General features: G+C 69.0%; 15 protein-coding genes. 6 read left to right on the forward strand and 9 right to left on the reverse strand.

The window, feature by feature from the left end:
* Window positions 1–5 precede the first annotated feature (5 nt).
* Both H521_RS0114705 and H521_RS0114710 read right to left on the reverse strand, forming a co-directional pair.
* Window positions 6–1,256 carry an RNA polymerase sigma factor gene (locus H521_RS0114705; RefSeq protein ID WP_022893789.1) on the reverse strand — a complete coding sequence of 417 codons (1,251 nt, stop codon included), beginning with the start codon at window positions 1,254–1,256 and terminating at the stop codon, window positions 6–8.
* Window positions 1,257–1,262: 6 nt separating this feature from the next.
* Window positions 1,263–1,637 carry a YciI family protein gene (locus tag H521_RS0114710; protein WP_022893790.1) on the reverse strand — a complete coding sequence of 125 codons (375 nt, stop codon included), beginning with the start codon at window positions 1,635–1,637 and terminating at the stop codon, window positions 1,263–1,265.
* 193 nt (window positions 1,638–1,830) lie between these two features.
* Between H521_RS0114710 and H521_RS0114715 the strand changes: the two genes are divergently transcribed.
* The gene (locus H521_RS0114715) at window positions 1,831–2,955 is read left to right on the forward strand and encodes a carboxylate-amine ligase (protein WP_022893791.1); all 1,125 of its coding nucleotides are present in this window, start codon (window positions 1,831–1,833) and stop codon (window positions 2,953–2,955) included.
* A 53-nt stretch (window positions 2,956–3,008) separates the two neighbouring features.
* On the opposite strand, the gene H521_RS23625 is transcribed toward H521_RS0114715, so the two are convergent.
* The 3 genes from H521_RS23625 to H521_RS0114730 all read right to left on the reverse strand — a co-directional run bounded on the left by H521_RS23625 (window position 3,009) and on the right by H521_RS0114730 (window position 6,230).
* The gene (locus H521_RS23625) at window positions 3,009–3,488 is read right to left on the reverse strand and encodes a PKD domain-containing protein (RefSeq protein WP_022893792.1); all 480 of its coding nucleotides are present in this window, start codon (window positions 3,486–3,488) and stop codon (window positions 3,009–3,011) included.
* A 353-nt stretch (window positions 3,489–3,841) separates the two neighbouring features.
* Window positions 3,842–4,429 (reverse strand): hypothetical protein, encoded by a 588-nt coding sequence (locus H521_RS0114725; RefSeq protein ID WP_022893793.1) that lies wholly within the window; start codon window positions 4,427–4,429, stop codon window positions 3,842–3,844.
* A 61-nt stretch (window positions 4,430–4,490) separates the two neighbouring features.
* Window positions 4,491–6,230 carry an acyl-CoA dehydrogenase family protein gene (locus H521_RS0114730; protein WP_022893794.1) on the reverse strand — a complete coding sequence of 580 codons (1,740 nt, stop codon included), beginning with the start codon at window positions 6,228–6,230 and terminating at the stop codon, window positions 4,491–4,493.
* A gap of 335 nt (window positions 6,231–6,565) precedes the next feature.
* Between H521_RS0114730 and H521_RS0114735 the strand changes: the two genes are divergently transcribed.
* From H521_RS0114735 to H521_RS0114750, 4 genes are all read left to right on the forward strand, one after another.
* Window positions 6,566–8,299 carry an ABC transporter ATP-binding protein gene (locus tag H521_RS0114735; RefSeq protein WP_022893795.1) on the forward strand — a complete coding sequence of 578 codons (1,734 nt, stop codon included), beginning with the start codon at window positions 6,566–6,568 and terminating at the stop codon, window positions 8,297–8,299.
* Window positions 8,296–10,554: an ABC transporter ATP-binding protein gene (locus H521_RS23630; protein WP_022893796.1), complete on the forward strand. Its 2,259-nt coding sequence runs from the start codon at window positions 8,296–8,298 to the stop codon at window positions 10,552–10,554. The genes H521_RS0114735 and H521_RS23630 overlap by 4 nt, the downstream gene beginning before the upstream one ends.
* 114 nt (window positions 10,555–10,668) lie before the next feature.
* Entirely contained in the window at window positions 10,669–12,054 is a 1,386-nt protein-coding gene (locus H521_RS23635) for an MFS transporter (RefSeq protein ID WP_022893797.1), read from the forward strand.
* Window positions 12,055–12,090: 36 nt separating this feature from the next.
* On the forward strand, window positions 12,091–15,255 hold the full coding sequence (locus H521_RS0114750; RefSeq protein WP_022893798.1) for a M14 family metallopeptidase: 3,165 nt from the start codon (window positions 12,091–12,093) through the stop codon (window positions 15,253–15,255).
* Window positions 15,256–15,339: 84 nt separating this feature from the next.
* Here H521_RS0114750 and H521_RS23640 read toward each other — a convergent pair whose 3' ends face one another.
* The 3 genes from H521_RS23640 to H521_RS0114765 all read right to left on the reverse strand — a co-directional run bounded on the left by H521_RS23640 (window position 15,340) and on the right by H521_RS0114765 (window position 16,722).
* A complete protein-coding gene (locus H521_RS23640; protein WP_022893799.1) occupies window positions 15,340–15,732 on the reverse strand; it encodes a DUF1801 domain-containing protein in 393 nt (130 codons plus the stop codon).
* A gap of 66 nt (window positions 15,733–15,798) precedes the next feature.
* A complete protein-coding gene (locus H521_RS0114760; RefSeq protein ID WP_026482322.1) occupies window positions 15,799–16,173 on the reverse strand; it encodes a VOC family protein in 375 nt (124 codons plus the stop codon).
* 36 nt (window positions 16,174–16,209) lie between these two features.
* Window positions 16,210–16,722: a methylated-DNA--[protein]-cysteine S-methyltransferase gene (locus tag H521_RS0114765; RefSeq protein ID WP_022893801.1), complete on the reverse strand. Its 513-nt coding sequence runs from the start codon at window positions 16,720–16,722 to the stop codon at window positions 16,210–16,212.
* Between the two features lie 187 nt (window positions 16,723–16,909).
* On the opposite strand from H521_RS0114765, the gene H521_RS0114770 reads away from it, so the two are divergent.
* Window positions 16,910–17,137 (forward strand): hypothetical protein, encoded by a 228-nt coding sequence (locus H521_RS0114770; protein ID WP_156891473.1) that lies wholly within the window; start codon window positions 16,910–16,912, stop codon window positions 17,135–17,137.
* Window positions 17,138–17,289: 152 nt separating this feature from the next.
* On the opposite strand, the gene H521_RS0114775 is transcribed toward H521_RS0114770, so the two are convergent.
* A complete protein-coding gene (locus tag H521_RS0114775; RefSeq protein ID WP_022893803.1) occupies window positions 17,290–17,913 on the reverse strand; it encodes a hemerythrin domain-containing protein in 624 nt (207 codons plus the stop codon).
* Between the last annotated feature and the right edge of the window lie 18 nt (window positions 17,914–17,931).

The raw sequence follows: 17,931 nt of genomic DNA on the forward strand, positions 1-17,931 counted from the left end.
CGGGTCTAGCGTAGACGTTCGGCCTTGGCGGCGAGATAGCGCTGCTCGGGCCCGTTGAGTGTGCGGCGAGCCGCTTCGGCGAACGCGAGCGATGCGGCATCCGTCGCCCCCGACCGCTCGAGCAGGTGGGCGCGCACCGCCCAGGTGCGGTGATGCTCGGCGAGCGCGGTGCCACCGGCCGCCGACTCGGATGCCTCGAGCTCGGCGAGCCCGGCTGCTGGTCCCTCGACCATGGCGAGTGCGACGATGCGACCGAGCGCGACCATGGGCCCCGGCGCGAGGTGGTCGAGCAGTGCGTAGAGGCCGAGGATCTCGATCCAGTCGGTCTCGGCGCTCGACGGCGCCTCGTCGTGCACCGCGGCGATCGCCGCCTGCACCTGGTACGGCCCGATCGGCGCGCGGTCGAGCACCGCCGTGACGAGCGCGACGCCCTCGTCGATCATGTCGTGGTTCCAGCGGGTTCGATCCTGCTCGTCGAGCGGCACGAGGCCGCCCGAGCCGTCGGAGCGCGCGGCCCGTCGCGCGTCGGTCAGGAGCATGAGGGCGAGCAGGCCCGTGGTCTCCCCCGAGGCATCGGGCCCCGACGCCTGCAGCTGCCGCGTGAGCCGGATCGCCTCGGCCGAGAGGTCGACCCGTGCGAGCTCGTCGCCCGAACTCGCCGTGTGGCCCTCGGTGAAGATGAGGTAGAGCACCTGCCGCAGAGCGGCGAGTCGCTCGTCGAGCTCGGTCGGCTGCGGCATCCGGAACCCGTCGCCGCTCGCCCGGATGCGCGCCTTCGCGCGCGAGATGCGCTGCGCGATCGTGGCCTCGGGCAGGAACAGGGCCCGCCCGATCTCGGCCGTGGTCAGGCCGCCGACTGCGCGCAGCGTGAGTGCGAGTTGCGCGGGCCGCCCGAGTGCGGGGTGGCAGCACAGTAGAAAGAGCGTGAGCGTGTCGTCGACCGCGGCGACCGGCGCCGCATCGACGGGCTCGAGATCGACGGCGTGCGACTCACGGCGGCGCCGGGCGACATCCGACCGCACCTCGTCGATGTAGCGTCGCGAGCCGACCCGCACGAGCCACGCCCGCGGACTGTCGGGCAACCCTTCGCGCGGCCACTGGCTCGCGGCAGCGATGAGGGCCTCCTGCATGGCGTCTTCGCACGCGGCGAAGTCGCCGTAGCGCCGCACGAGCACCGCGAGCGCCGACGGTGCGGCGGCTCGCAGTGCCCGTACGGCCTCGGCCTCAGCCCCAGCCCCGGCCTCAGCCCGAGACATCCGTCGTCACACGTCGGAGCCCGAGGCCATCTCGAGCACCGGCCGAACCTCGACGAGGCCGAACTGCGCCTCGGGGAACCGGCCCGCGATCTCGACGGCGCGCGCCTCGCTCTCGCAATCGACGAGGTAGAAGCCGGCGAGCAGCTCCTTCGTCTCGGCGAACGGGCCGTCGCTCGCGACCGTGCCGCTGTCGCTGTGCGTCACGCGCTTGGCGAGGGAGGCGTCGGCGAGCGCCTCGCCGGCGACGAACTCGCCGCTCGACACGAGCTCGTTGCTGATGCCCTCGTAGTACGCGTAGCCCTCGGCCTGCTCTTCGGGCGTGAAGCCCTCCCACACCGCGCGCGATGCGGGGTTGCTGTAGATCTGGATCAGGTACTTCATCGGAATCGCTCCTTCGATCTCGGGAGGCGGAATCGCGCTCCCATCAGTATGTCGAGGCTGCGCTCTCGATCTCGACGATCTGCTCGCCGAGACTGGCCGAGTCTCAGCAGCAGAACTGCGCGGCCGTGCCAAGGGCTTGACACCCCTCGGCGCGATGAGCAGAGTTCGGAATGAACGTGAGGGGGCGACTGCGATGACGACGCAAACCACGACGTTCGGCATCGAGGAGGAGTTCGTCTTCCTCGAGGCCGAGAACCTGCGCCCCGCGGATGTCGGTGCGCGCGCGTTCCAAGACCTCACCGCCCGACCGGGATTGCAGCCGCTGACGCACCGCGAGTTCCTCGCTGCGCAGGTGGAGCACGCCTCGGCCGTCTTCACGTCGATGAGCGAAGCGCAGACGGCGCTCGTCGATTTTCGCCGCGAGCTGGTCGATGCGGCAGCGCACCTCGGGGTCGTCGTCGCGAGTGTCGGCACGCCGCCGGATGCGCCGCCGTTCCCGACGGTCTCCGAGCTGCCCCGCTACCTGCGCATCGTCGACGACATGGGTGGGGTGATCGCGGACCATCAGATCCAGGGGTTGCATGTGCACGTCGGCGTGCCAGATCGCGATGCCGGCATTCGGGCGCTCAATGCGTGTCGCACGTGGCTGCCGCTGTTGTCGGCGATGACCGGCAACTCGCCGATCTGGCGCGGGTACGACACCGGGTTCGAGAGCTGGCGCAACGTCACCCAGCGTCGGTGGACGACGACGGGGTGCCCGCCGATCTTCCGTGACGGCGCCGACTACGACCGCAGGCTCGAACGGCTCATCGGCATCGGGGGCATGAAGGACCGCGCGATCATCATGTGGAATGCGCGGCTCTCGACCCACGTGCCGACGATCGAGTTCCGCATCTTCGATGCGCAGCTCGAGGCGTGGTCGTCGGTGCTGCTGGCGGCGATCTGTCGTGCCTTCGTCGCGTGCGTGCTCGACGAGCGGTTCAATCGTGCCGACGCCGTGCAGCCCGTGAGCGGGGCGGAACCCGGCCCCGAGTTGCTGAACGCGTCGCTGCTCCACTCCGCGCACACCGGGCTCAGCGCCGAGGTGCTCGATCCACTGCTCGCCGAACTGCGGCCGGCCGAAGAGACGCTCGAGCGCGTGATCCGCGTCTTGGAGCCCGCCCTCGAGGACGCCGGCGATCTCGAACTCGTGCGCGACGGCGTCGCCCGGTTGCTGCGCGAGGGCACGGGCGCGGCGCGGCAGCGCGCGGCGTTCGCTGCGGGCGGGGTCGACGGATTGCGAGAGCTGTACGAGCGGAGCCTCACGGCCGACGCGTGAGGCGCGCGCGATCTCGGGGCTCGCGGTACGTCGCAAGCACTGCGCGACGGAGTTCAGCAGCCGGGGCCGGAGGGGTTGGCCCGGCAGTCGCCGTTCGTGAGCACGGTGTCGAACTCCCCGACGAGCACGCGTTGCGGGTCGCCCGCCACCGCGAGGGTGCCCGCGATTGCGCGCCAGCCGGATCCCGCGAAGCGGTACTCGGCGCGAAGCACGACCTCGAGCGTCACGGTGTACTCGCCGGATTCGGCAAAGATGTGGCTCGTGTCGGTCGGCGTGAACTCGCGCTGCCCGAGGGCCGTCCAGGTTGCGCCGGGCGCAGTTCGATCGATCACGGCGCCGTCGCTGTGCGTCCAGCGGTACCCGACGGGCGTGAACCGCACATCGGCCGGCTGGCCGAGCAGTGTGCCCGACACGACCTGGGCGGATGCCGCGGCCACGAAGTTCGCCGGAAGATCTTCGACCGCCCAGCCGCCCGGCTCCATGTCGCTGCCGGGCTTCGCCGGTACGAACGACGCGATGTCGCGGAGGGTCACGATGACAGCGGGTGTCGGGGCCTGAGGATCAGGCGCCGGCTCCGCCGCCGGTGGCCCGGCGCATAACGCGGTGTTCAAGGGGCTGCAGAACTCTGGAAGCTTCGGGTCGGCATCCAGGTTGCCCGAGTCGGACTCCGAAACATTATCGTCCTCGTCCTCGTCGAGTACGAGCTCTGGGCTCTCGGGCTCTTCGTCTCCGACTCCCGAAATTCCTTCCAATATCGCCTCGGCTTGACCGACGGAGCCTGAAACACCGCTCGGGCAACCGACATAGCCAACAGCAGGGCTGCAGGCGATCGCCGGAGATACGCCAAGCGTTAGTGCCGCCAACGCGCCAATAACGACCCCGGCCGTCAGCAGAAGTCGTCGCCTGGCCACAGTTCAACTCCATTGACGAGCAAATTGTCAGCGCCATCCTTGCTCACTAGATCGGCTACCAATGGCGTGCGCAGCTGACGATCGGCTGGCGTTACATCCACACCGGCTGCATCGATCACACGCACACCAGAGACGTCACGACAGACATATAGCGTGACGCTCACCCGATCCGCTCCGCCGGAGTGCTCGGCGAGCCTAAACGAATCAAGTGAAGCAGATCCGGTGATGCGGAGCCCGAGTTCCTGATACTGCGCAAACTCCTCCAGCAAGCCCGGCATGTATTCAGAAGTAACGGACCGTTCGATCCGCTCGGGTTCGATTCCGCCTTCCGCAGCTATCGTCTGCGAGAGTTCCTCAAAGGCTGTGTACGCCGCGACCGCCGCCGCCAGCGCCTCCTCATCCGTCGCGAAGATCGGCTCCGCGGCATCCGTCGAAGCGCTCGGTGTCGGCGACGGCTCGCCGCCGCCCGTGCACCCGCTCAATAACAGCACGAGGGCACCGCCCGCGGCGAGCGCGGTGAGCGCACATCGGCGAGGATGCTTCGCGAGCCGGGAGAAGGACATGGCGTTCACCCTAAGCGAGCCGAGACAGCGATCGGGCGGGTTATCCACAGGCCGCGCACCTTCACACCCGCGCGATCACCGCACCTACATCCGTGCCGCGCGGCAGCACTCCGTACTGCGCACCGCCCTCGCCGCCCAGCCGGGCGCGCACGAATGCGTCGGCGACCGGCTCGGGTGCGAAGCGCAGCATGAGCGAGCCCTGCAGCACGAGAGCGAGGCGTTCGGTCAGCTCCCGGGCGCGGGCGGCGGCGGTCTCGGCAACAGTCGCCGATAACTCGCGCGCGAGCCCCTGCGCCGCAGCGAGCGCACCGTCGAATGCCGGCGAACGGCCAGCCGCCGAGCCGACCTCGGTGAAGAACGCCTCGAACGCCTCGGGTTCCCGGTCGAGCACGCGCAGCACGTCGAGCGCGATGATGTTGCCCGAGCCCTCCCAGATCGCGAGCAGCGGTTGCTCCCGGTAACGCCGTGCGAGCGGGAACGCCTCGGTGTACCCGTTGCCGCCGAGGCACTCGAGCGCCTCGGCCGCGTGGCCCGCGCCGCGCTTGCAGACCCAGTACTTCGAGACGGCCGTCGCCAGCCGCCGGAACGCCTGCTCGGCACCATCCGCATCGACGTCGTACGCCCGCGCGAGGCGCATCGCGGTGAGGGTCGCGGCCTCCGACTCGAGCGCGAGGTCGGCGACGACCGCCGCCATCGCGGGCTGGTCGACGAGCATCGAGCCGAACGCCCGGCGGTCCCGCACGTGCCAGGCGGCCTCGGCGATCGCCTGGCGCATGCCCGCGGCAGAGCCGATCATGCAGTCGAGCCGGGTGCGCGTCACCATCTGTACGATGGTCGCGACGCCGCGTCCTTCCTCGCCGATGAGCCAGCCCGCCGTGCCGTCGAGCTCGATCTCGCTCGAGGCGTTGGAGCGATTGCCGAGCTTGTCCTTCAGCCGTTGGATGCGGAAGACGTTGCGCGAGCCGTCGGGCAGCACCCGCGGCACGAAGAAGCAGCTGAGCCCCTGCGGCGCCTGGGCGAGCACGAGAAAAGCGTCGCTCATCGGCGCGCTGCAGAACCACTTGTGGCCCGTCAGGCCGTACTCGGCTCCCCACGAGTCCGGGCCGCCGCCGGCACCGCCGTCACCGTCTCGCCGCTCGGCGCGCGTCGTGTTCGCGCGCACGTCGGAGCCGCCTTGCTTCTCGGTCATCGCCATGCCCACGAGCGCCGACTGCTTCGCTGCGTCGCCCCCGCCGGCCACGCGCGCTCCGCCGAGCGCCGGCTCGTACGAGCGGCTCAGCAGCCGCGGCATCCATTCGTCTTGCAAGCCGGATGCCGCGAGCTCGAGCGTCGGCACCGCAGCGTGCGTCATCGACACCGGGCAGGCGTGACCGGGCTCGACCTGCGCGAACAGGAAGAACGCGACGGCCCGGTCGACGTTCGCCCCCGGCCCGGGCGACGCCGCGGCCCCGGTGTGCGCGCCCGCGCCGACCGCCGCCGCGATGACTCGGTGATAGGCGTCGTCGTACTCGACCTCGTCGATGCGCCGGCCCCAGCGGTCGTGGGTGCGCAGCACAGGGATGTGCGTGTTCGCCCGCTCGGCGTCGCGCTGGAACGCGGCCGAACCGACGAGCCTGCCGACCTCGACGAGCGCAGCGGATGCCGCAGGGCCGGCGCCATCACTCGAGGGCTCGTCCCCCGCGACATCCGTGCCCCCGCGCCCCCAGCGCGCGACGGCCTCGACGAGCGGCACGTTCGACGTGTACTCGTCGACGCCCTCGCGCGGCGGCGGCTGGTTCTCGACCTCGTGCGTGTTGATCATCGACGACCTCCGCCCCCATTGTCACCGCTCGGGGCGCAGTCGTCACTGCTCACCGCGACGTCGGGCGCCGTTTCGATGCGAACGCAACGAACGTGCGCCAAAGCGCTGACCCCGGCCGATTTCGCTCTTGGTGAACGCGCCCCACGGATGCCCCGTTGCGCTTGCGTCGGATTCCTTACCATGTGAGGCTGAATCGCTGCAATGTCGTACGGGGGTGCGATGCTGCAGGTCGAGCGACAGGGTGCAGGTGCTCTGGTCGCCGTCGTCGTGCGCGCATGAATGCGTCGCGCCTGCGGCATCCGCTCGATTCACTGACTCCTCGCACTGGAGACGCCATGCTCGGAAAAATCCTCGTCCGTTACCTCAAACCCTATAAGTGGCTCCTGCTCGGCGTGCTGGTCTTCCAGTTCGTCTCGGCACTGGCCACGTTCAATCTGCCGAGCCTCAACGCGGCGATCATCGACAACGGCGTCGCCAAGGGCGACACCGCGTACATCTGGTCGACCGGCTCGCTGATGCTGGTGATCTCCCTCGGGCAGATCACCGCGTCGATCATCGCCACCTACTTCGCCGCGCGTGCAGCGATGAAGGCCGGCCGCGATATCCGCGACGACGTGTTCGAGCGGGTCTCGACCTTCTCCGAACGCGAAGTCTCGGTCTTCGGCCCCGGCTCACTCATCACGCGCAACACCAACGACGTGCAGCAGGTGCAGATGCTCGCGATGATGGGCGGCACGTTCCTCGTGACCGCGCCGATCCTCGCGATCGGCGGCATCATCATGGCCCTGCAGCAAGACGTCGGCCTCTCGTGGATCATCGCGGTCGCGGTGCCGGTCCTGCTCGTCGTCGCCGTGCTCATCATCGGCCGCATGGTGCCGCTGTTCCGGAGCTACCAGACGAAGCTCGACAACGTGAACCGCATCATGCGCGAGCAGCTCACCGGCATCCGGGTGGTTCGCGCCTTCGTGCGCGAGCCCATCGAAGAAGAGCGCTTCCGCGGCGCGAACACCGACATCCTCGTCGTCGGCCGCAAGGTCGGTTCGCTCTTCGTGCTGCTCTTCCCCCTCTTCATGCTGATCCTGAACGTCACCGTCGTGGGCGTCGTCTGGTTCGGTGCGATCGAGGTCGACGCGGGCACCGTGCAGATCGGCACGCTCTTCGCGTTCATGCAGTACGTCATGCTCATCCTCACGGGTGTGCTCATGGCGAGCTTCATGACGATGATGATCCCGCGCGCCGCCGTCTCGGCCGAGCGCATCTCCGAGGTGCTCGACGCAGACACGTCGCTCGTGCGGCCCGAGAACCCCGTGACCGAGCTGCCGACGCCCGGCACCGTCGAGTTCGCCGACGCCGAGTTCACCTACCCCGGCGCGCAGCACCCAGTGCTGTCGGGCATCACCTTCTCGGCAGCACCGGGCGAGACCGTCGCGATCGTCGGCTCGACCGGCGCCGGCAAGACGACGCTCATCTCGCTGATCCCCCGCCTCTTCGACGTGACCGGCGGCAGCGTCAAGGTCAACGGCGTCGACGTGCGCGAAGCCGACCTCGAACACTTGTGGTCGACGATCGGCCTCGTGCCGCAGCGTCCGTTCCTCTTCAGCGGCACCGTCGCGTCGAACCTGCGGTTCGGGCGCGAAGAGGCCACCGATGAAGAGCTGTGGCACGCACTCGAGATCGCCCAGGGTCGCGACTTCGTCGAAGAGATGGAGGGCGGCCTCGACGCGAAGATCTCGCAGGGCGGCACCAACGTCTCGGGTGGCCAGCGCCAGCGGCTCGCGATCGCCCGTGCGATCGTGCACAACCCCGGCATCCTCGTGTTCGACGACTCGTTCTCGGCGCTCGATCTCACGACCGACGCCAGACTCAGGCAAGCACTCTGGAGGGAGTTGCCGCAGGTGACGAAGATCGTCGTGGCACAGCGCGTGTCGACCATCACCGACGCCGACCGCATCGTCGTGCTCGACGACGGCGGCATGGTGGGCATCGGCACGCACGAGCAGTTGCTCGAGTCGAGCAGCACCTACCGCGAGATCGTCGAAAGCCAGCTCGGAGTGGAGGCAAGCGCATGAGCAACGACACCAAGCTGACAGCTGAAGAGCAACTCGAGATCGAGCTCGGCGAGCAGGCGCGCATCAACGCCGACGACTGGAGCGGTGCGGTCGCACCGGGTAAGGCGAAGAACTTCGGTCAGAGCTTCGGCCGATTGATCGGCCTGCTGAAGCCGCACGCCTTCGCGTTCATCTTCGTGTCGATCCTCGGCGCACTCGGCGTCGTGCTCACGGTGCTCGCACCGAAGGTGCTCGGCGAGGCGACGAACATCATCTTCGAGGGCGTCGCCTCCGCGGGGCTCGGCGCGCAGTTCCCGGCGGGCACCCCGCAGGCCGATGTGGTCGAGGCGCTGCGCGCGTCAGGTCAGACCGACTTCGCGAACATGGTCGCGGCCATGGACAACTTCCAGGTCGGGGCGGGCGTCGACTTCGTCGCCCTCAGTCAGGTCATCGTGCTGGTGCTCGGGCTGTACTTCCTGGCCTCCGTGCTCACCTGGCTGCAGGGCTACGTGATCAACATCGTCATGGTGAAGACCATGTGGCGCCTGCGCGAGTCGGTCGAGGCGAAGATCAACCGTCTGCCGCTGAGCTACTTCGACAAGGTGCAGCGCGGTGAGCTGATCTCGCGGGTCACGAACGACATCGACAACATCACACAGGCGATGCAGCAGTCGCTGTCGACGGTGGTCACCTCGGTGCTCACGGTCATCGGCGTGATGATCATGATGTTCTCGATCTCGTGGCAGCTCGCGCTCGTCGCCCTCGTCTCGCTGCCGCTCATGGCCGTGATCTTCGGCGTCATCGGTCCGAAGTCGCAGAAGGCCTTCGGCATCCAGTGGCGCAAGGTCGGCCGCCTGAACGCTCGCGTCGAAGAGTCGTTCTCGGGTCACGCGCTCGTCAAGGTCTTCGGTCGCGAAGAGACGTCGCGCGAGGCCTTCAAGAAGGAGAACCAGGAGCTGTTCGAGGCCTCCTTCAAGGCGCAGTTCCTCTCGGGCATCATCATGCCCGGCATGATGTTCATCGGAAACCTGACGTACGTCGGCATCGCGGTGCTCGGCGGGCTCATGGTCACGACCGGCCAGCTGCGCCTCGGTGATGTGCAGGCGTTCATCCAGTACTCGCAGCAGTTCACGCAGCCGCTCTCGGAACTGGGCGGCATGGCAGCGGTCGTGCAGTCGGGCACCGCCTCGGCCGAGCGGGTCTTCGAACTGCTCGACGCCGAAGAGCAAGAGCCCGATGCAGCGGATGCCCCGGCGCCGGTCGACGGCGACGGCACGATCGAGTTCGAGCACGTGTCGTTCTCGTACACCCCCGAGCGCCCGCTGATCACCGACCTGTCGTTCCGGGTGGAGCCCGGGCAGACGGTCGCGATCGTCGGGCCGACGGGTGCCGGCAAGACGACGCTCGTGAATCTCATCATGCGGTTCTACGAGCTCGACGGCGGGCGCATCCTGCTCGACGGGCAGAACATCGCCGACCTGACGCGTCGCGATGTGCGCGACCGCACCGGCATGGTGCTGCAGGACCCGTGGCTGTTCGCCGGCACGATCCGCGAGAACATCCGGTACGGTCGCCAGACGGCGACCGACGAAGAGGTGCTCGCGGCCGCGCAGGCGACGTACGTCGACCGTTTCGTGCACTCGCTGCCCGACGGTTACGACACCGTGCTCGACGAAGACGCCTCCAACGTCTCGGCGGGTGAGAAGCAGCTCATCACGATCGCCCGTGCGTTCGTGGCGCAGCCGTCGGTGCTGATCCTCGACGAGGCGACCTCGTCGGTCGACACCCGCACCGAGCTGTTGCTGCAGCACGCGATGGCGGCGCTCCGCGAGGGGCGCACGTCGTTCGTGATCGCGCACCGTCTCTCGACGATCCGCGACGCCGACCTCATCCTCGTGATGGAGCACGGCGACATCGTCGAGAAGGGCAACCACGACGAGCTCATCGCGGCGAAGGGCGCCTACTACCGCCTGTACAACTCGCAGTTCGAGCAGGCGGCGACCGACATCGACGCCGAACTCGCGGCCGAAGACGGCACGGTCGTGTCGTCGGCCGATGGCGCTGAGGGTGGCGACGAGGGCGAGCATGACGGCGTCGAATCGGCGCTGACCGCGGCGACGGTCGCGGCACCGAACGTCGCCGGAGGCATGGGCGGATTCGGCGAAGCCGAGAGCATCGCCGATGGCGGAGCAGGCGCCGGCAGCGGCTCGGCTTCGGGCTCGGCCGCGGGCTCGGCGTCCGGATCGGATTCCGGCTCGGAAGCACCGCGGTCGTAGTTCGAAACGCTCGATGAGACGCCCGCCCGAATCACTGATTCGGGCGGGCGTCTCGTGTTTCACGGTGCGTTCCGCAGGCCCGGTCGGGCAGAGGCGCTCGGATACGCTGGAGACGTGACGACACTGCCTCCGCCGGCCCGCCCGTGGCGGCTCTGGCTGGTGTGGGGTGTCGGGGTCGCGGCCTACATGCTGTCGGTGACGAACCGCACCTCGCTCGCCGCGGTCGGCGTCGACGCGGCCGTGCGCTTCGATGCGGATGCCTCGACGCTGTCGATGTTCGCGGTCATCCAGCTCTTCGTCTACGGCGCGATGCAGATTCCGGTCGGCATCCTGCTCGATCGCTTCGGTGCGCGACCGATCATCACAGCCGGCATGTTCCTCATGGCCATCGGCCAGCTCGTGATGGCGTTCGCGCCCGATGTCGGCACGGCGATCTTCGCCCGCATGCTGCTGGGCGCGGGCGACGCCGCGATCTTCCCGAGCGTGCTGCGCGTGGTCGCGGTGTGGTTCCCCGAGAAGCGCGCGCCGTTCATGGTGCAGCTGACGGGCATCGTCGGGCAATCGGGGCAGCTGCTCGCGATTCTGCCGATGGCGGCACTGCTGCACGCGACGAGCTGGACCGTCGCGTTCGGCAGTCTCGCCGGCCTCGGTGTGCTCTTCACGGTGCTGACGTTCGCCGTGATCCGCAACCGACCACCCGGGCTCGCCGCCGACGTGAGCGTCGACACCGCGACCGGTGCGATGCACGCCGTGACGTCATCGGCCGACCTGCGCAAGGGGTTCCGCGAGTCGTGGGCGCACCCCGCGACGCGGCTCGCGTTCTGGTCGCACTTCACGACCCCGTTCTCGGGCACCGCGTTCATGCTGCTGTGGGGGTTCCCGTTCCTCACGGTCGGCGAGGGCCTCTCCCCCGCGATGGCCTCGCTCATCTTCACGATCTACGTCGTCGCCGGCATGCTGGTCGGCCCCGTCATCGGTGCGCTCTCGAGCCGGCACCCGATGCGGCGCTCGCGCATGCTCGTGCTGCCGATCGTCGCCATCCAGATGGCCGCCTGGCTCGCCGTGATCGCGTGGCCGGACTCGGCGCCGCTGTGGCTGCTCTTCGTGCTGGCCCTCGCCCTGAGCCTCGGCGGGCCGGCATCGATGATCGGCTTCGATCACGCTCGCACCTACAACCCGCGCCACCGCCTCAGCACCGCGACCGGCATCGTCAACGTCGGCGGCTTCCTCGCCGCGCTGCTCGCCATCCTGCTCATCGGCATCGCGATGGATGCCCAGGGCGCGGGCACCCCCGACACCTACACCCTCGAGGCGTTCCGGCTCGCGTTCCTCACCCAAGTGCCACTGTGGCTCCTCGGCGCCGGGTTCGTCATCTTCGAGCGCCGTCGTACGCGCGTGCATCTCGGGCTCGAGCAGCCTCGCACGCGTCGGGGCGACCGCCGGACGACCGGGCCCCTTGACGAGCCGATGCTCGGCGAGAAAGATGAGGAAGGTTCGTGACCGCATCTGGTTCGTGAATGTACAAGGGGGTACATCGTGTTCCACGCTCGCACCATTCGTCAGCTCGCCGTCGCCACCGCGGCGGCGCTGCTCGTCACCGCCATCAGCGCAGCTCCGGCCGGCGCGGCGCCACCGCCACCGGCGGCCGACGACCATCTCGCGGTCTATACGGGCACCGTCGACGCCGACGGGCTCGCCGCGATCGTCGACCTCGGCATCGACCGGCACGACATCGTCGCGGCACCGGTCGACGGCGATCCGAACGAACTCGCCGTCGAGGTGATCATCTCGGGCGAGCAGGCAGCGGCACTCGCCGAGACCGGCACGGCGTTGGAACAGAAGACTCCGGATGCCGCGAGGCGCTCGTTGCAGGTCGACCCGACGGTGTTCCGGCGCTACGCCGGCGCGGGCGGGCTGCAGGAGGAACTGCAGTCGCAAGCCGCGGCGCATCCGACGATCGCCGAGCTCGAGGTGATCGGCCAGACCGTCATGGGGCAGGACATCACCGCCGTGCGCGTGACGAAGAACCCCGCTCGCACGAAAGACGGCAAGCGGCCGGCGACGGTGTTCATGGGCGCGCAGCACGCGCGCGAGTGGATCACGCCCGAGATGGTGCGACGCCTGCTCGACCAGGTGCTGAACGGCTACGGCTCGGACCCGAAGATCACCGAGCTCGTGAACTCCACCGAGATGTGGTTCATCCCCGTCGCGAACCCTGACGGCTACGACTTCACCTTCGAGGAGGATCAGCGGCTCTGGCGCAAGAACCTGCGCGACAACAACGGCGACGGCATCACCACGGTGGGCGACGGCGTCGACCTGAACCGCAACTACCCGACCCGCTGGGGATACGACAACGAGGGCTCGTCGCCGAACCCGGCGAGCGACACCTATCGCGGCCCCGCGCCGGCATCCGAACCCGAGACTCAAGCACTCGACTCGCTGTTCGACCGCATCACGCCCGAGTTCCTGATCAACTACCACTCTGCCGCCGAACTGCTGCTGCACGGCATCGGCTGGCAAGTGGCGACCCCGTCGCCCGACGACGTGATCTACGAGGCGATGGTCGGCGACGACGCGAACCCCGCGGTGCCGGGCTACGACCCCGACATCTCGGCCGAGCTCTACGTGACGAACGGCGACACGGACTCGCACATGCAGGAGGCGCACGGCACGCTCGGCTTCACGCCCGAGATGGCGACGTGCGAATCAGCATCCGATTCGGTGCCCGACGACGAGTGGGAGGCCGCCGATTGCGAGAGCGGCTTCAACTTCCCCGATGACGAAGAGCTGATCCAGACCGAGTTCGAGAAGAACGTGCCGTTCGCGCTCTCGGTCGCGGAGTCGGCGCTCGACCCGAACGACCCGGTCTCGGTCGTCGACCGCGAGGCGGCCGACTTCACGGTCGACACGTTCGACGTCTCGTACGGCGACTCCCAGCCCGTGGCCGTCGTCGCCAAGCGCGACCTGCTCGCGAAGTTCATGAGCTACCGCATCAACGGCGGTCGCACCCAGGTCGCCCTCGTCAAGGAATGGCAGGGCGGCGAACGCTACGGCGATGAGAATGATGACTACTTCGCCGAGTACCGCGGCACCGTGCGCGGCGCATCACCGGGCGACACGGTCGAGGTGTGGTTCTCTGCCTTCCCGTCGATCCGCGACCTGTTGAAGGGCGAGAAGGTGCGCAAGATCGAGAGCGAGCACTTCACGTACACGCTCGCGCAAGACACCGGCACCGAGGCGCTCGTGATCGCGAACGAGGATTACACGGGAGTGAACCCGACGTATCCGGCGGGCACGAACGCACCGAAGTACCTCGACGAGCACGTCGCCGCCCTCGAGGCGAACGGCGTCACCCCCGATGTCTGGGATGTCGACGCACAGGGCGTGCCGCACGACCTCGCCGTGCTCGGGCACTACGACACCGTGCTCTGGTACCTCGGCGACAATCGTCTGACGCAAGACCCCGAAGACGAGTTGACCGAAGTGGGCAGCGGCGCGCTGCCCGATCTCTCGGTCGCCGAGCGCACGCAGTACCTCACGATCGCGGTGCGCGACTTCATGAACGAGGGCGGCAAGCTCGCCTATGCGGGAGAGACGACCGGCTATTACGGGGTGCTCGCGGGCACGCTCGGCGGCCTCTACTACGGCCTGAATGGTGCGCCCGAAGCGCCGTGCGCGGTCACCGAAGACCTCTTCAGCGACTGCCTGCTCTACGCCGACGACTTCACGCAGTACTGGCTCGGCGCCAACAATCGCACGCCGCTCGCGGCGGGCGGCGTGCTCGGCACCGCCGACCCGTTCGGCGGATTCGAGTCGCTGTTCGGCGGCCCCGCGACATCCGACAACCCCGTGAATGAGGCGGGCGCGCTGATTCCGACGAGCGAGGTTCTACCGGCCGACGAGTTCCCGCAGTTCGAGAGCTCGGCGATCGCCGACTACCTCGACCCGCAGGGTCCGTTCATCGCGGTCGAGGGCGAGTGGGCGATGGCCGCGACGCACATCGACGACGGGTACCAGCGCCTGGCACGCACGTACGACCTGTCGACCGTGACGGCGGCGGATGCCCCGGCATTCGAGGCGCAGTTCTCCTTCTCGACCGAGGAGGCCTACGACCACGTGATCGTCGAGGCGCGTCAGGTGGGCACGGATGCCTGGACGACGCTCGCCGACGCGAACGGCGGCACGACCTCCGACGTTCCCGCCGAGTGCGAGGCCGGGTTCTTCGTCGACGAGCATCCGCAACTCGAGCACTACCTGACGGTCGGCGACCCGTGCACGCCCACCGGGTCGAGCGGTCAGTGGAACTCGTTCACCGCATCGTCGAACGGCTGGGTGCCGGTGTCGTTCGACCTCAGCGCGTTCGCCGGCCAGCAGGTCGAGATCGTCGTCAGCTACGTGACCGACCCGTTCACGGGTGAGACCGGGCTGATCGTCGACGATACGAGCCTCGAGGTGGCGGGCGTGCCGACCGAGGCCGAGGGCTTCGAGTCGGGGCTCGGCGCGTGGACGGTGCCCGGTGCGCCCGAGACGAGCCCGGGCAACGCGAGCGACTTCGAGCGCACGCGCGGGCTCGGCGGCGTGGTCTCCGCGGTGCGCGCGGCCGACTCGATCATGCTCGGCTTCGGTCTCGAGCAGCTCGAATCGGACGCCGCTCGAGCCGATGCGGTCGGCCGGATCCTGGCGTACCTGCAGGACTGAGGAGTCGAGTGCGGGCGGGTGACGGCGGTTGCGCCGTTACCCGCCCCGCCGGCCCCGCGGGCTCTGGCTCTGCTGAGCCGCTGTTTACGGCTCGGCGAGCCACGCCCGGATCACCCAGACGATCGCGGGGCGTTTCGCGGCGAGATCGTCATCGGCCGGCAGCGGAAGGCTCGCCCTGATGTCGGAATGCCAGGTGAGCAGGCCATCGGGATCGCCGGTGAAGCTCGAGGCAGCGCCCTTGTCTTCTTCGCGTTCGGTGCCGAAGTGCAGGATGAGTCGCACCGGGCCCTTGCCGGCCGCGTTGACCGTGAGACGGTCCACACCGTCGAGGATGTAGTTCGGTGAGTTCCACTTGACGACCTCGGTGAGCGAGGGGTCGGCCTCACGCACGACGGCGCGCATCGACTCGATGTCGGCACGCCTCGCTTGCGGTTGGGCGTCGAGGTAGTCGGCAACGGTGGCGAAGCGCTCAGGCATGCGGCCATGCTAGGCCGTGGCGATCAGGAGGGGGAGACCGCCTGCCCGCGGCCACGGCTCGTACCGTTAGCGCTCGGACCAGACGCCGAGCTCATTGCCGCTCGGATCGGTGAAGTGGAACCGCCGACCTCCCGGGAACTCGTAGGGGCCGCTCACAACCTCACCGCCGGCGTCGGTCACCGCGACGACTGTGCCATCGAGATCGTCGCTGTAGAGCAGCACGAGGGGCCCGCCGGGCGTGACCTCGTCGGCGAGCGCAAGACCGCCGGCCTCTTCGCCCTCGACCTCGGCTGCGGTGCGGATGCCGGCATAGGCGTCGCCGTACGAGGTGAACTGCCAGCCGAATGCCGCGCCGTAGAAGGCCTGGGCGTTCGCCATATCGGTGACGGAGATCTCGATGTAGTCGATGCTCAACGGAATACGGTGCTGGTGGGTTGCCATGTCAGCACGATCGCATGGGCCACTGACACCGGGGAACTAGAAGAGCCGAGCCTGGGCGACGATAGCAGCGCCCTCGAGTTCGAGGAGCATCCGCTTGCGCTCGAGGCCGCCGGCGTAGCCCGTGAGCGAGCCGTCGGCACCGACGACGCGATGGCACGGCACGACGATGCTGATGGGGTTGCGGCCGACGGCGTTGCCGACGCGTCGGGCGAGGTTGCGGTCACCGAGGCGCACCGCGAGCTCGCCGTAACTGGTCGTTGCGCCGTGCGGGATGTCGCGGAGCATCGCCCACACCGCCAGTTGGAACTCGTCGCCGATCGGTGCCATCGGCAGATCGAACGCGCTGCGCTTGCCAGCGAGGTACTCGTCGAGTTGCCGGCCGAACCGGCTGACGAGTGTATCGCCGCGCGCTTCGACCTCGACGCCGATCGAGTCGGCCGCCGGCGGGTGCCAGTGCCCCTCGAAGTAGATGCCGGCCAGCGCATCGCCGTCGGCGACGACCAACAGGTCGCCGAGCGACGTCGTCAGGGTGGCGTGGCGGCGGGTCATGTCTCCATCATCTCTCCAACGCGCGCCGGCAGCGCCGTCGCTGGTCGCGGGAATCGGACTTCATGGGCGAGCGGATGACTCGGCCTGTCAACCCCTACCGCCATCGCCTCGACCCGCGCGACGCTGGAAGAGCAGTTGATCGGTGGCGCGTGCCATCGATCGTCCGTTCACCGAAGGAGCAACGACGATGACCGACTCGACCACTCCCGATGGATCAGCACCGACGCCCGAAGACGTGAAGAACGCCGCGGGCGCGCGGGAAAGCGACGGGAACCAGGCGGACGGGAAGAAAGAACCCGCTCCGGCGACCGAACCGGCCGACAAGGACACGCCGGGTGCACCCACGAGCAGCGAACCGCTGACCGACTCCACCGACGGCGGCCTGGACGGCGGCGATCCCGGCGTCGAGGAGTAGTTCGCGCCAGAACCCGAGTTCGCGCGTGTGTTCGCCGCGTTCGCACGACGTGAGTCGGGAGTGCAGTGATCCCGAGGGTCCACCGATCGGTCCGGGAGGGGTACGCGGCCGACCGCCCGGCGCGACCTCAGGTCGCCGCCCACCAGGTGTCGTCAGCGCCTGCCCGTCAGCGCCGCCCGGTTCGCCTCGTACTTCGGCCTGCCGATCACGCGCCAGATGAGTCGCACCGGCGCCGGCAGGTGCTCGCGCTGCCACTCGGCGCCGCCGTCGGGCTGCGCCGCGAGGATCGCCCCGAGCTGCACGAACATCTTGCCCTTCGGCGTCGCCTTCCGACCGTGCGCGCCGAGCGCGTCGACCTCGGCCTGGCTGAGCGAGGTCTCCATGACGGGCACGATGTGCTGCTCCTCGTCGGGGAGGTGCGCGGCGAGCGCGGCGTTGATGCCATCGAGGGCGGAGGTCACGCCCGCGGCATCCGTCGCCCGACCGCTTGCCCGCCAACCAGGCAGCGCGGCATCGAGCGCGGTCAGGTGCACGAGCATCTCGGCGTGCTGCTGCTTCATGCGCGCGACGTGCCCGGCACACGACGGCGCGCGGCCCTCGAGCGTGCCCCACAACATCGTGTCTTCGCCCTCGTGATGGGCGTGCAGGCTCGTGGAGAGCATCGCGAGGTGGTCGCCGACGACGTCGGCGTGCGCGACATCCGACTCGGCGACGCCCTCGACGAGCGCCCGCCCCTCGCCGAACCCCGCGCGAAAGTAGCGGTGAATCTCGGCCATGCCGCTCGCGTCGCACCG

Origin of the sequence: Agromyces subbeticus DSM 16689 (assembly GCF_000421565.1) — a bacterium.
Taxonomy (GTDB): Bacteria; Actinomycetota; Actinomycetes; order Actinomycetales; family Microbacteriaceae; genus Agromyces; species Agromyces subbeticus.

Coding starts and splice junctions, on each gene's coding strand:
- H521_RS0114705 (WP_022893789.1), bottom strand. CDS start 1,256: ATGTCTCGGGCTGAGGCCGGGGCTGGGGCTGAGGCCGAGGCCGTACGG.
- H521_RS0114710 (WP_022893790.1), bottom strand. CDS start 1,637: ATGAAGTACCTGATCCAGATCTACAGCAACCCCGCATCGCGCGCGGTG.
- H521_RS0114715 (WP_022893791.1), top strand. CDS start 1,831: ATGACGACGCAAACCACGACGTTCGGCATCGAGGAGGAGTTCGTCTTC.
- H521_RS0114725 (WP_022893793.1), bottom strand. CDS start 4,429: ATGTCCTTCTCCCGGCTCGCGAAGCATCCTCGCCGATGTGCGCTCACC.
- H521_RS0114730 (WP_022893794.1), bottom strand. CDS start 6,230: ATGATCAACACGCACGAGGTCGAGAACCAGCCGCCGCCGCGCGAGGGC.
- H521_RS0114735 (WP_022893795.1), top strand. CDS start 6,566: ATGCTCGGAAAAATCCTCGTCCGTTACCTCAAACCCTATAAGTGGCTC.
- H521_RS23630 (WP_022893796.1), top strand. CDS start 8,296: ATGAGCAACGACACCAAGCTGACAGCTGAAGAGCAACTCGAGATCGAG.
- H521_RS23640 (WP_022893799.1), bottom strand. CDS start 15,732: ATGCCTGAGCGCTTCGCCACCGTTGCCGACTACCTCGACGCCCAACCG.
- H521_RS0114760 (WP_026482322.1), bottom strand. CDS start 16,173: ATGGCAACCCACCAGCACCGTATTCCGTTGAGCATCGACTACATCGAG.
- H521_RS0114765 (WP_022893801.1), bottom strand. CDS start 16,722: ATGACCCGCCGCCACGCCACCCTGACGACGTCGCTCGGCGACCTGTTG.
- H521_RS0114770 (WP_156891473.1), top strand. CDS start 16,910: ATGACCGACTCGACCACTCCCGATGGATCAGCACCGACGCCCGAAGAC.
- H521_RS0114775 (WP_022893803.1), bottom strand. CDS start 17,913: ATGGCCGAGATTCACCGCTACTTTCGCGCGGGGTTCGGCGAGGGGCGG.